Raw genomic sequence first — 13,579 nt, 5'->3', positions numbered from 1 at the left:
TCAACTATCTTCCTCGCTCATCCATTCTTGCACCCTTGCAAGATGGGCATAATCCCTGAAGCTCACACGGTCTGGGTGAAGCTCGGGAATATAAGCCGTGTTTTCATCAGCGTAATATTCCAGTAATTTCTTCAAGCCGGATAAGGCTGTTTCAGCAAGTTCCTCAGGGTTCTCTTCCGTTCTGATTGTCCCTGCGGGATACCCGCCATGCACCTGAATATGTGACAGCTCCTTAATGCGGGCGTTTTTGTCGATACCCTCAAAACCACCAGAAATGGCAATGGCGGCCTCAAGTGGCATTTGCGGCGCACGCATTTTTTCAATATCGGACTTGCTGGGCGGTAATCCGGTTTTGTAATCGAGAATATTAATATACCCCTTATCGGTCAGCTCAATCCTGTCAGCCTTAGCAGTCAAATTAAAAGGCTTGTTGGCAATATCGAATGTCATACTGCCGGTAATTTCAGTAAATATTTTGCTTATCCCGGGACGACGGGACATTTCAAAATCCGCAATCCAATCTGCAACAGCCGAAAACCTTGACCACCAATAAAGCAAAACAGCTTGCCCCTCGGCGGTTTCATCAGCCAATTTTAATGCTGTTTCGCGCAAAGCGGCGGCCGTATCATCCGGCAAAGTATCTGGATGATTGAGAGTGAATTGCTCCAACACTTTATGAATAAAACTACCGCGTATCGCCGCGGTCACATCTGCTTCAAGCGGGTCAAGCGGCTTAAGCTTCAAAATATGTTTTGCGTAAATTGCATATGGGTCAGATTGAAGAGTTGCAATTTGGGTAACGGACAGGCGGTCAGGTCGAACATCGGCAGGCGGTTTAGGTTCAGGCCGTTTTTCCGCCTTTGGTGGTGGTGGTGTATCCAGTGCCGTCCACAAAGTTGATAACCGCTCTGCATCTGGCCAGGAGCAGATATCCTCATATAAGCCTGCATGTAAGGCTCTGAGGCGGCTCAACCAGCGTGAAGGCAATTGCGGTGTACCTGATATTTTTTCCGCACGGGTCAGGAGGACTTCCGGTGCGCTAAACGCCTGAACGAAATCGTGAGCACTTTGACCAATACGGCGCTCCGGCGCAACCATACCAAGGCTCTCCCGCATAGGACGCGACAACCAAGCCCCGGTTTCCGGCAGGGTCGGCCAAGTCCCTTCATTCAGACTACCGAGTATGACCAAATCCGCGTCAACAAGCCGGGCTTCGAGCAAACCCATAATTGATAATCTGGGATGTGCATTGACCCTTGGGCGAACGGGCGTCTGATATAGCCAGTAATCTAACAGAGCCGACCATTCACTTTGTGGCACAGTGAAATCTTCAGCTTTAATAAATTCAACCATTACCGACATGAAGGCATCGAGATGCTCACTATCCTCTTGCCGCGCAGAGTCCCATAAAATTGAGATATTCGCGTCATCACGACTGAGGCTCTCCATCACCGCCAAAAGAGCCAGACCAACTTTGTTCAAAGTTGCCTGAAATGGCACTTCCCTCAGTGGCTTAAATAATTGCTGAAGCTTATCTATAAAGGTAATCACTTCGCCAATATGCGCTTCTTCTTTTGTATTTTGTTTGTCCTGCCTTTTTTCAGATTGCAGGCGCTCAAGGCGCGCCTTGATATAATCAAGACCGTTTTTACTCTCAACTTTTACCCCGTTTCCTGCGGGCTTAAAGCCACGAAGGGCATAAAGCTCCAATCGAGAAATCATCTGTCGGTAGGTCTTGGCACTCTGCCCAGCGCGGCAAAAAGGATGCTTTAAAAGAGCAAGTAAATTAACAGGGGAAAAGTCAGTAACCATGGCTTGTAAGACCAGACCGGCAAAAATACCAACCGGTGTCCGCGACAATGGTTGACCCGCCGTATCGTTAATCTTAACGCCCCATTTTCTCAGCAAAATCGAAACGCGCCGTGCCAATTGACGATCGGGAGTAATTAACATGGCTGTCTTTTTAGGCGTTTCCAAAACCTCTCTGAGGGCCAAGGCGATAACGCCGGCTTCACTTCGTATATCCGGCGCCTCATAGATATGCATGTTTTCAAAAAGATTTTGGGATGGTTTTTCGTCCGTGAGCAAATCAACCCATCGCCCCGTCAGCGATGTCGGCCATAAAGCCTGGTTCACAAAGGCCGCACGCGCGCATTGGATATTCGTGGTAGATTTTGTCTGTAATCCAGGGAAGGTCCGAATATCTGATCGTTGTAATTCCATTGCCTCGCAAAGGTGAAACAAACCAGATTGCGGATGAGCATGTTCATTTTTTAATTGTGCCCAACCTTCCGGCGGCAACTGCATGTCCAACCCCGATAAAACAACCGCCCCCTTTTCAAGCCGCGCAATGCATTGCAATAATCGAGAAGTCGCAGGAATACTCCCCGTAGACCCTGCTGCTAAGACCGGTCCGCCGGGGGGATGCGTTGTCCATAATGTCGTCAGCCTGTCCAATAAGAGGCGACGCCTTTCACTCGGATCACAACGACCAATTTCTTGTTTATGAAGCGGCCATGCCGATGTTAAGATTTTTAGAAATTCAAGCGTCTGTTGCCAATTATGACTGAATTCGCCCGGCACGAGGGAATTCAGTTGAGAGGTATCAACTTCCTCAATTTGCAAACTGTCCAGCAGGGCTGTCAGTTCAGCGGTTAGTTTCGAGGCTGATGCCAGCCCCCCGGCACGACCAGATGTCTCAAGCCAGGCTTGAACCAAGCTCATCAAACTTATATCGCGTTCAATGCCAGAGATTGCCGGTACCTGCGAAGGTAACGCACCGGAAAGACCTGTTAGTCCGGCCTCGGCCTCAGCAAAAATCATCTCCTCTGGATCGACATCCCCCAGAGGGCGGATTTCAGGCATTAAAAGCACATCTGTTCCTGATTTTTGCAACAACAGATTTTGTAAATTTCTTACCGCCCGGCGAGTCGGAAGTAAAATTGTGTAATCCTGTAGGCGTGTTTGCGAGTCAAATAACCCATCGAGAGTCGGGTCAGATAAAATCGTTGTTGCCAGTTGCTCAAGAAAGCTAAAGCCGGAAGGAATATTAAAAACATGCGAGCGTCGTGACATGTTTTTATTCTACCAAATTATCTGAGGGCGCGGATATGTTTAGAGATTATTTTTCTTGCAAAATGCGTTCGGCATCTTGCACACCTTGCGGTGTGCCTACATGCAACCATGTGCCATCCAAAGAACACCCGTAAAGCCGTTCTGCGGCAAGTGACTCATCCCATAAAACATTAAAAGAAAAGGGGTGTGACTTTACCGCCTCAGGCGTTTTTTCAAACAGAGAGGGTGATACAATCTGAACCCCGGCATAAATCCATTCCGCACCCGACTCCACTTTACGTCTTTCAATCTTTCCATGCAGCGTATAGTTGAAATCCCCTGTACCATCATAACCGGTGCAATTATCTCTTGAGGCTAGTAACAAGCACGCGTCCATTTTCTCCGGCTCAAAAGTGCTTGCTAACTTTTCAAGCGTCTTCGTGTTCACATTTTTGGCGTTTTCAATCCAAAGCACATCCGCGTTACACACGAAAAACGGCATATCACCGAGCAGGGGGAGAGCTTGAAAAACACCCCCCCCTGTCTCCATTAAGCTGGCGCGTTCATCGGAAAAAATAATTTCAAAGGGATAATCTACATCTCGCAAATGCGCCTCAATCATCTCCGATTTATGATGCAGATTAATCACCACATGCGTTACCCCGAAATCCGCAAGGCGTGTCAGCATGCGATCCAATAAGGCAATGCCACCGATTTTGGTTAGAGGTTTCGGCGGGTCCGTTTCGGAGGCCTGCATCCGCTGCCCCAATCCGGCTGCAAGCACCATGGCATGTGTCGGCTTAGACATTGGAGAGGTCATGTTGCCAGCACCTCTGGAACATAAGTCTCAAACCAGCCCCGCAAATCAGCCAGCGCCGCATGTGCCAAGCCAGCCTTAATATAACCATTCACCCTTGGAATATGTTGCAAATAGCTTGATTTGCCCTGCACTTTCGAAAGCCAAACAAAAATACCCAAAATTCTAAGATTTCGCTGCACCCCAAAAATGTTATAGGCTGTGTCAAAATCTTCAGCATCCAGACCAGTTTCAGTCACATAAAGGGCTTTGAACCGTCCTTCAAAATCTTTCGGCAAATCGCGCCGCGCATCCTGAAGCAACGACACCACATCATAAGCGGGGTGCCCGGCGATACCGTCCTGAATATCAATAAACCCGACACGTCTTATGGACTGGCGATTGTCGAGCCAATGCAAATTGGGCGAGTGAACATCTCTGAGCATCATCACATCATGGACCTTCATAGCTTCCAGCTTGGTGACCAACGTCCCCCAAATCTCTTCCCAAGCTGCAAGCGCGCTATCAGGTAAGGTCTTTTCTAATGAGGGCATATACCAATCAATGAATTTCTGAATTTCGGTTAAAATAATTGCTTTGTCATAACGAACCGGCGTACTGAATTGCCTTCCGTTGGTTTGAGGATTTTTCGTATCTGCATGATGATAAAGCGCCGCGAGAGCCATGATGGACTCGTGATATAAAATGGGTAAATGCGGGTCTTTCGCGTCTATAGTTTCTGTGAAATTATGTTGACCGAAATCCTCCAACACCAGAAAACCCTGTGCGTCATCCTGCGCGTAAATTTCGGGGGCGGACAAACCACACCGGATTAAGTAAGCGCATATATCACGAAAATCCGTGACACTTTTGGAGAGAAAAACCTTCGCCTTATAGTCATCATTTTCATTTGGAAGAGCCGGCCAGTCCATCAAGATGAAACGCTTATTATCCATCTCAAGTCTCTCATAGCGACGGCTTGATGCGTCACCAGCCAATGTCGTTCGAACAGCTTGCCCATAACCGTTTTTTTCCAGAAAATCGGTTAGCACCTTCTCACGGTTGATAAAATCATCAAGTCCATGAAAAAAGTCAGCATTATCCGGGACGACGTGGAGCGTGCATTGGCGTATAGATCCAACATCCTCCAGGTGTATCGTCACCGCTTTTTCCGGCATATACGCACCGAGTTTTTCTGGCCATTCAACCAGAACGATGCTATCTGTTTCATCCAGAAGCCCCAATTCAGCTATTTCTTCAGAACTTTCAAGACGATAAAGATCGGTATGCAATAATTTAATTTCTGGTGACTCGTAATGCTGAATGAGTGTGAATGTAGGACTAGGCACATCTGTATACACACCGAAAATCTGGCGAATAATGCCTCGTGCGAGTTCCGTTTTGCCTGCACCCAAATCGCCGGACAACAATAACCAGTCACCTTTGTTTAGCCGTGGAGCTATCCATCCTGCAAAACGCCTGACAGCCGAAATATCGGGCAAAGCCAATTTTACGGAAATTGTCGCATTCCCATTTTTCATAAATGTGGTTGTATATGGTGAAAATTATTGTCGCAAGGGTTGAAAGTTTACCAAATGTTTTTATCCTGCTGCAAAAATAGGAAATGACTCATGAATCACATTGTTATTATCGGCGCCGGTCAAGCAGCAGCACAAGCCATTGTTAGTCTCCGGCAAGGTGGATATGAAGAAGCCATCACTCTGGTCGGTGATGAACAAGAATTACCCTATCAACGCCCGCCGCTTTCAAAAAAATATTTGTCTGGTGAAATGGAGGCTGAACGGCTGTTTTTCAGGGGGCAAGAATATTATGACAATGAAAATGTGACGCTGAAACTGGGTTGCCGCGCCACGGCTATTTCTGCCGACAAAAAAACTGTGACGCTAGAAGATCAAAGCGACCTTGCTTTCTCCAAACTGATTATCTGCACAGGCTCACGCCCTCGCCAATTACCCCTTCCGGGCGCGGAACTGAAGAACATTTTTGACGTACGCACTATTGCCGATATAGACGCAATGAAACCCGCTTTTACACCAGGAAAAAAACTCATCATTATCGGGGGCGGCTATATCGGTCTCGAGACAGCAGCTGTTGCCTGCAAAATGGGTCTGGAAACCACCGTCATTGAAGCCGCTGACAGGGTGCTCGCACGGGTAACCGATTCAGTCATGTCGGCCTTTTATCAACGCGTCCATGCCGAAGAGGGTGTAACCATCCTGACAGGCACAGGCGTCGCCGGTCTTCATGGAACTGAGGTCACTGTGTCAGGCGTCGAACTGTCAGACGGACGAATTCTTGAAGCAGATTGCGTTGTTGTCGGTATCGGTATTGTACCCAATACCGAGCTGGCTGAAGCCGCTGGGCTGGACGTGGATAACGGTATTGTTGTTAATGACGTAGCCCGCACATCCCATCCAGATATTTATGCCGCTGGAGATTGCACCCAGCACCCAAATGATTTGCTGGGTCGTCGCCTGCGCCTCGAGTCTGTTCAAAATGCCATCGAACAGGGCAAAGCCGCTGCGAGCGATATTCTCGGCACACCTGTCGCCTATCACCAGATACCTTGGTTTTGGTCAGATCAATATGACGTAAAGCTTCAGATTGTTGGTATGTCAGGCGACCACGATAAAATCGTGACCCGCGGCGATTTAAACAGCCGATCCTTCGCAGTATTCTACTTTAAGGGAGATCAACTCACTGCCGTCGATGCGGTAAACAGACCCGGCGAGTTTATGGTCGCCAAGAAACTCGTCCACCGTGCCGCCGAGGGCGACGTTTTCGAACCTGACAAGCTCGCAGATGAGAGCCTGTCAGCTAAAGACTTGATGGCTCTTTGACCTGCAAATTTTTTAATATCTGTAGTGTTCCGGCTTGAATGGGCCTTGCTGAGCCACACCAATATAACTCGCTTGTTCGTCGGAAAGCTTTGTCAGCTTCGCACCCAGCTTGGCAAGGTGCAATGTCGCAACCTTCTCATCCAAATGCTTGGGCAGAACATAAACTTTGCGCTCATAATTCGTGTGGTTTTGCCATAGTTCGATTTGCGCCAGCACTTGGTTGGTGAATGATGCACTCATCACAAAGCTTGGGTGACCTGTGGCACAACCCAGATTGAGAAGACGACCCTCCGCCAACAGAATAATTCGTTTACCGTCGGCAAATTCGACCTCATCAACCTGTGGCTTCACATTATGCCATTTTTGGTTTCTCAGCGCTTCAACCTGAATTTCACTGTCAAAGTGGCCAATATTGCCAACAATCGCACGGTCTTTCATATCCCGCATATGGTCAACGGTAATCACATCTTTGTTGCCAGTTGCAGAGATGAAAATATCGCCAATTGGCGCAGCTTCATCCATGGTAATGACTTCATAGCCTTCCATCGCAGCTTGAAGCGCGCAAATCGGGTCAATTTCTGTAACCATAACGCGCGCGCCTTGACTGCGGAGACTTTCAGCTGATCCTTTACCAACATCGCCGAAACCACAAACGACAGCTATTTTACCGGCAATCATAACATCGGTAGCGCGTTTCACGCCATCAACGAGACTTTCACGGCAGCCATAAAGATTATCAAATTTGGATTTTGTCACACTGTCATTAACATTGATCGCCGGTGTACGGAGCGTGCCTTTCTGTTCCATTTCATACAGGCGCAACACGCCGGTTGTTGTTTCCTCAGAAACACCTCGCACATCGTCCAGCAATTCAGGGTATTTATCATGCATGATGACCGTTAAATCACCGCCATCGTCCAACAGGATATTCGGTGTCCAGCCATCCGGCCCTTTTATGGTCTGCTCAACACACCACCAATATTCTTCTTCGGTCTCACCTTTCCAGGCAAAAACCGGAATACCTTCTGCGGCAATCGCGGCAGCGGCATGGTCTTGCGTCGAGAAAATATTACAACTTGACCAGCGAACCTCTGCACCAAGAGCAATCAGTGTTTCAATCAACACGGCTGTTTGAATGGTCATGTGAAGACAACCGGTAATGCGCGCACCATTAAGCGGCTTCTCTTCGCCAAATTCTTCTCTGAGCGCCATGAGTCCAGGCATCTCGGTTTCCGCAATCGCGATTTCTTTTCTGCCCCAGTCAGCGAGGCTAATATCCGCGACTTTATAATCTTCAGCCATGTTGTATCTCCATTAATTTATCGGCTTTTTATCAGCCTAAAACGCTGAAAGCAATGACAATATAAAGATTTCTTTATATGTTTTGCCGCTTCTACATTTCCCAAAATTGTCGCTTACCGGGTAAAAAACCAATCCAACTCAAAGTTCTTTCAGGTTTTAGTCGGGCTTATGGTTATTTTGGGCGCTCTAATCGGCATCATTCTCACCAAAACCGTTCTGCACAAGCGTGACCAGTTCTGCCAATGCAATTTCGGCATCTGCGCCTTCTGCTGATATTTTTATAGAACAACCGAGACTGGCCGCCAGCATCATCAGACCCATGATCGACGTACCGGGTACATTTGTGCCATCACGCGTGACATCAATTTTTGCGTCAAATCTGCGGGCACAGGTAACGAATTTAGCAGAGGCACGCGCATGAAGGCCGCGTTTATTGGTTATCTCCACGACCGCTTCAGGCATTAATCTTCTTTTCGGCTCAGAACTTTACTGGCAACTGAAATGTATTTACGCGCTGAGTCTTGTGCCGCTTCCACAGCTTCTTCAAGGCCCATTTTTTCGCGCACACCCACAAGTTTAATGAGCATGGGCAGATTTACACCTGCAATCACCTCCACGCGCCCATGATCCAGTAGAGAAATCGCAAGATTGGAAGGTGTGCCACCGAACATGTCGGTTAATAAAATCACCCCGTCGCCGCTATCAACATCCTTAGTTGCAACAGCAATGTCTTCCCGCCTTTTTTCCATATCATCATCTGGGCCAATACAAATAGCCTCAAACTGATGCTGTTCCCCTACAACATGCTCAAGCGCGGCTCTGAATTCATTGGCGAGACCGCCATGTGTCACTATCACAAGACCAATCATATTTTCTCCTTAAGTCACCATGCCTGACCCGCTCTTCTCAGGCAAGACCGACTTTGTGTCATAGTTTACACTTTAAAAAGCATCTCTTTTTTCAAAAGCTCCGTAGCCAGCCATAATGTATCGGCACTACTCGCCTCATGACCAGCCAATCTCAATAAAGGGAGAGACAGACCTTCTATTTCTTTTTCACTTTTTTCAGCTATGAGCGGTACATCCTCATGCGGCACAAGCTGAATAATCAAATGCAGTGGCACAGGGGCCATGTAATCAAAATCAACAATACCAATACCATGAATATGCATCATGCCTTTCAGAGCTTCGGGCGGACACGCCATCAAGATTTTATGCGCGCGATTGATAATGACTTGGTCATCTGCAACGAGAGTTCCGCGCCCTGAATTGATCATCGCCAAAGTCAGACCCGTTTTGCCACTGGCGGCCTTTCCTAGAATCAGCACCCCAGTTTCATTTACCCAAAGGCAATTTCCATGTAGAGAGGATGTATCTTGCTGGTCTGTCATAAGCGTCTCATCTGGCTTTTTATTTGCCTTGATGCGGTAGAAATAAAGTGAACCGCGAACCGTAAGCATTAATACGATTGCGGGCAGTCAAATTGCCACCATGTGCGCGGGCTATTTGTTGCGAGATAGAAAGACCCAGGCCGGAGTGAAGGTCATGCCCGTCTGGTCGATCAGTGTAAAAACGGTCAAAAATTTTCTGTTCCACCCCATCAGGCAGACCCGGCCCTGCATCATCTACGTGAACGAAAATACCTGTCCGGTCGCTATCCAAACGAACTGTAATATCCTGCGCCGGAGAAAAAGACAGAGCATTATCCAATAGGTTACGAATGATTTGGGCAATCCGGTCTTTTTGGGCGTTAATACTAACCTTTGTCTTTATTTTTAACTGGATATCGCTATTCACCAGAGGAATCATCTGTTTCAGCAAATCCGATAGGTCAAAATTTTCAGCAGCAGCACGCCCTAACTCTGCATCAAGGCGGGAGGCTTCTGAAATATCAGTAATCAGACGATTCATGCGTAATATATCAGCCTGCAAAATACCCATAAGCTCCTGCCGCGCGACATCATCCGAAGTTGCGGCAAGCGACTGTACAGCGCTGTTAATTGAAGCGAGTGGGTTTTTCAATTCATGAGCAACATCAGCGGCGAAATTCTCAATCGTATCCAACCGGTTCATGAGGCGGTTTAGCATATCCCGTAAGGCCAGCGACAGATCGCCAATTTCATCCTGACGGTTGGAAAAATCCGGCACGGTGCTGGGCGCAGGTAACGGCCCACCTGAAGCCTGAAATGCCTGAATAGCCGTCGCCAAACGACGAACAGGCATGGTGATCGTCCCGGCCAGCGCGAATGATAAAACTAATGTCACACTCAACACGACCAGAAAAACTTTTGCCAGAAAGGTGCGTTCAGCCGCCACCAGGCGGTCAATCTCACCCGGCGGGCTGGTCAGAAGGAGAACGCCGATTATTGCCCGATAATGTTGAACCGGAACCGCCACCATAACAATATCGTCACCATTTGGCGTTCTTTGAGCCGATGCACGCATCTCTCCCTGCATGGCTATATTGATGGCACCCAATAAGGCCTCGTCTCTGCTGCCTTTATTTGCGTCAGGTGGCGTTAAATTAAGCGCGGGTGAATTTTCTTTTTGTGTCTGTGAAGACGGCGGCGGCAAATCGCGAGAAATGACCGCAGCGGAATGAAGCAGAACATCACTATCGATTACTAATTGTCGTTGACGATCATAAACCCTTGCCCGATTTAATGTAGGCTTAATAATGCGTCTTAAAATTTGCTCAGTCAGTTCTGCATTAAGGCGCGGCGCCATAATTTGCCCGGCCTGCACGGTATCTTCATTACTCTCATCAGGGTTGATAATATCACCGGCGCCAGTTTCATCTCCTGCAGACTCACCCAAAGCCTCAGCAATAATTTGCGCCTGCACCTCAAGACTTTGTGTATATGCATCAGTGAGGCTTTCACGTGTCTGGCCTAAAACCAAAATGCCAGCAAAAAAGCCTAATAGTCCGAGACTATTAATCACCACGAGACGCGCCGAAAGCCCTGATTTAAAAAAACTCAACACATTCACGCCTTATACCTGTACCCGACACCGTAAAGCGTCTCAATCGCATCGAAATTTTGATCAATTTTTTTGAATTTTCGGCGCAATCTTTTTATGTGACTGTCAATAGTGCGATCATCAACATAGACCTGATCATCATAAGCGGCATCCATGAGCGCATCGCGGCTTTTTACAAAGCCCGGGCGCTGAGCCAGCGCTTCAAGGATTAAAAATTCTGTCACCGTTAAATTAACCGGCTGTTCTTCCCAAAGGCATTCATGGCGCGCCGCATCAAGCCTTAGCCCGCCGCGCACCATAATATCCTCCTCATCTTCCGTAACTGCCTGCCGCGCTTTGGTGCGACGCAGAATGGTTCGCACGCGTTCAATTAATAGTCGCTGGGAGAAGGGCTTAGTAATATAGTCATCTGCCCCCATTTTAAGACCAATAAGCTCATCAATTTCGTCATCTTTAGACGTAAGATAAATTACAGGTAATTCATGTGTGGCACGCAATCGGCGAAGAAGCTCAAGGCCGTCCATTTTGGGCATTTTGATATCAAAAATACCAATATCAAAGCTATCCGATGGCTGAGATGTCAAAGCTTCAAGCGCGGCAGCACCATCTTCAAAAGCTTCCACAACAAAACCTTCACCCTTCAAAGCCAAAGATAGCGAGGTCACAATATTTTTATCGTCATCTACAAGCGCAATACGTGTCAAACCACCCTCTCTATTCTTTCTAGCCTTTCTATACCCTTTTCGGGAAAGCTTTAATAAACCTCTCCAAAATAGCTGTTGCTGAGCTTTAGTTTAACTCTAATTTGGTTGTTAACAAGCTGGATAATTTTACGTTGCAGAGTCAAATGGTCCGCGCTTAAAGTGTGACATTATCTATTATTTAAAAAGATATAAAGTTTCTCCGATAAGCTTTTTTCTTTTGCGATTTGTACTTAAAGGGTTTAAGAGGTAGTGCCATTATGGATCAAACCGGTTTTAATAAAAGTAAATTTGGCCCCGATATTCACGGGTTCAACGACCTGAAAGCCCTGCACTGGAATCATCGCCCTGCCGCACTTTACCAAATGTCCCTTGAGCGTGGTGAGGGTGAAATTGCCGATGGTGGCGCTCTTGTTGTTAAAACTGGCCAACATACTGGCCGATCTGCTCAAGACAAATTTATCGTGCGTGATGAGACGACTGAAAACACCATATGGTGGGACAATAATAAATCTATCACCACTGATCAGTTTGATAATCTCTACGAAGATATGAAAGCACATACCAATGGTCGTGAACTTTTTATTCAAGACTTGCATGGTGGGGCAGATGTGACACATAGATTGCCAACACGCATTTATACTGAACTTGCATGGCACTCCCTGTTTATTCAAAACCTGCTCATTGAGCCACCTGCAGAAGATTTAGAAAACTTCAACCCTGAATTTGTAATTGTTAATCTGCCGAGCTTTAAGGCGAACCCTGAGCGTCATGGCTCACGAACCGAGACAATTATCGCAGTTAATTTCGCCCGTAAAATTGTGCTGATTGGCGGCACATCCTATGCCGGTGAAACCAAAAAATCTGTCTTTTCAATGTTGAATTACACCCTACCTGCAAAAAACGTCATGCCCATGCACTGTTCGGTAAATGTCGGAAGTGATAATGACGCAGCCGTTTTCTTCGGCCTGAGTGGAACGGGTAAAACAACCCTTTCAGCTGACCCGAACCGGACACTGGTCGGCGACGACGAGCATGGGTGGTCAGAAAATGGAGTGTTTAATTTTGAAGGTGGTTGTTACGCCAAAATGATTAACCTTTCCGCTGAAGCGGAGCCAGAAATTCATGCCACAACACAACGTTTCGGCACAGTGCTTGAAAATGTCGTGATGGATCCTCAAACCCGTAAGCTGGACTTATATGATAATTCTCTAGCTGAAAATTCCCGCGGGGCCTATCCGCTATCATTCATTCCGAATGCTTCAGATACAGGGCGCGCAAGTCACCCCAAAAACATAATTATGCTGACAGCAGATGCGTTTGCCGTTCTACCACCCATCTCACGTCTAACACCTAGCCAGGCCATGTATCATTTTCTTTCTGGCTATACCGCCAAAGTCGCCGGCACCGAAAAGGGCGTGACAGAACCAGAAGCGACTTTCTCGACTTGTTTCGGCGCTCCCTTTATGCCACGACATCCGTCGGAATATGGCAATCTTCTGCGTGACCTCATCGCCGAGCATAATGCAAGTTGTTGGCTGGTGAACACGGGCTGGACCGGCGGGCCTTATGGTATCGGTAACAGAATGCCGATTAAAGAGACACGCGCACTTCTTTCCGCCGCCCTGGATGGCACTTTGAATAATGTTGAATTCCGCATTGACGAAAACTTCGGCTTTGAAGTGCCGGTCAGTGTGCCTGGTGTTGATGTCTCAATCCTGAACCCACGTGATACATGGGAAGATAAAGAAGCCTATGATGCTCAGGCACGTAAGCTTGTTGGCATGTTTGTCGCAAACTTCCAGAAATTCATGGACTATGTCGGCAGTGATGTACGTGAGAGCGCCCCCGCCGCTGAATAGACCAGAACAATCGTCACAACCA

The 13,579-nt window shown here is 47.5% G+C and carries 11 protein-coding genes; 2 read left to right on the top strand and 9 right to left on the bottom strand.

Annotated elements, in window-relative coordinates; translation table 11 throughout:
• From addB to tsaE, 3 genes are read right to left on the bottom strand one after another with little or no spacing between them, the layout of a single operon-like run.
• Entirely contained in the window at positions 1–3,075 is a 3,075-nt protein-coding gene (addB, locus tag RS24_RS08110; RefSeq protein ID WP_021777726.1) for a double-strand break repair protein AddB, read from the bottom strand.
• Between the two features lie 46 nt (positions 3,076–3,121).
• On the bottom strand, positions 3,122–3,874 hold the full coding sequence (locus tag RS24_RS08105; protein ID WP_021777725.1) for a nucleotidyltransferase family protein: 753 nt from the start codon (positions 3,872–3,874) through the stop codon (positions 3,122–3,124).
• On the bottom strand, positions 3,871–5,391 hold the full coding sequence (tsaE, locus tag RS24_RS08100; RefSeq protein WP_021777724.1) for a tRNA (adenosine(37)-N6)-threonylcarbamoyltransferase complex ATPase subunit type 1 TsaE: 1,521 nt from the start codon (positions 5,389–5,391) through the stop codon (positions 3,871–3,873). The genes RS24_RS08105 and tsaE overlap by 4 nt, the downstream gene beginning before the upstream one ends.
• A gap of 90 nt (positions 5,392–5,481) precedes the next feature.
• On the opposite strand from tsaE, the gene RS24_RS08095 reads away from it, so the two are divergent.
• A complete protein-coding gene (locus RS24_RS08095; protein ID WP_021777723.1) occupies positions 5,482–6,711 on the top strand; it encodes an NAD(P)/FAD-dependent oxidoreductase in 1,230 nt (409 codons plus the stop codon).
• Between the two features lie 12 nt (positions 6,712–6,723).
• Here RS24_RS08095 and ahcY read toward each other — a convergent pair whose 3' ends face one another.
• The 6 genes from ahcY to RS24_RS08065 all read right to left on the bottom strand — a co-directional run bounded on the left by ahcY (position 6,724) and on the right by RS24_RS08065 (position 11,698).
• The gene (gene ahcY, locus RS24_RS08090; RefSeq protein WP_021777722.1) at positions 6,724–8,013 is read right to left on the bottom strand and encodes an adenosylhomocysteinase; all 1,290 of its coding nucleotides are present in this window, start codon (positions 8,011–8,013) and stop codon (positions 6,724–6,726) included.
• Between the two features lie 186 nt (positions 8,014–8,199).
• On the bottom strand, positions 8,200–8,475 hold the full coding sequence (locus tag RS24_RS08085) for an HPr family phosphocarrier protein (RefSeq protein ID WP_021777721.1): 276 nt from the start codon (positions 8,473–8,475) through the stop codon (positions 8,200–8,202).
• Positions 8,475–8,882: a PTS sugar transporter subunit IIA gene (locus RS24_RS08080; RefSeq protein WP_021777720.1), complete on the bottom strand. Its 408-nt coding sequence runs from the start codon at positions 8,880–8,882 to the stop codon at positions 8,475–8,477. Before RS24_RS08080 ends, RS24_RS08085 begins: the two co-directional genes overlap by 1 nt.
• Before the next feature lie 65 nt (positions 8,883–8,947).
• Positions 8,948–9,403: an HPr kinase/phosphorylase gene (locus tag RS24_RS08075; protein WP_021777719.1), complete on the bottom strand. Its 456-nt coding sequence runs from the start codon at positions 9,401–9,403 to the stop codon at positions 8,948–8,950.
• A gap of 19 nt (positions 9,404–9,422) precedes the next feature.
• Positions 9,423–10,994, bottom strand: a complete 1,572-nt coding sequence (locus RS24_RS08070) for a stimulus-sensing domain-containing protein (RefSeq protein WP_192814064.1) — start codon at positions 10,992–10,994, stop codon at positions 9,423–9,425.
• A gap of 5 nt (positions 10,995–10,999) precedes the next feature.
• Entirely contained in the window at positions 11,000–11,698 is a 699-nt protein-coding gene (locus tag RS24_RS08065; RefSeq protein WP_021777717.1) for a response regulator transcription factor, read from the bottom strand.
• 257 nt (positions 11,699–11,955) lie between these two features.
• Between RS24_RS08065 and RS24_RS08060 the strand changes: the two genes are divergently transcribed.
• A complete protein-coding gene (locus RS24_RS08060; protein ID WP_021777716.1) occupies positions 11,956–13,557 on the top strand; it encodes a phosphoenolpyruvate carboxykinase in 1,602 nt (533 codons plus the stop codon).
• The last annotated feature ends 22 nt before the right edge of the window (positions 13,558–13,579 follow it).

It is taken from the genome of Candidatus Micropelagos thuwalensis (assembly GCF_000469155.1).
GTDB lineage: Bacteria > Pseudomonadota > Alphaproteobacteria > RS24 > RS24 > Micropelagius > Micropelagius thuwalensis.
The sequence above is the reverse complement of the archived record's forward strand: the minus strand, read 5'-3'. Positions and strand labels throughout refer to the sequence as shown.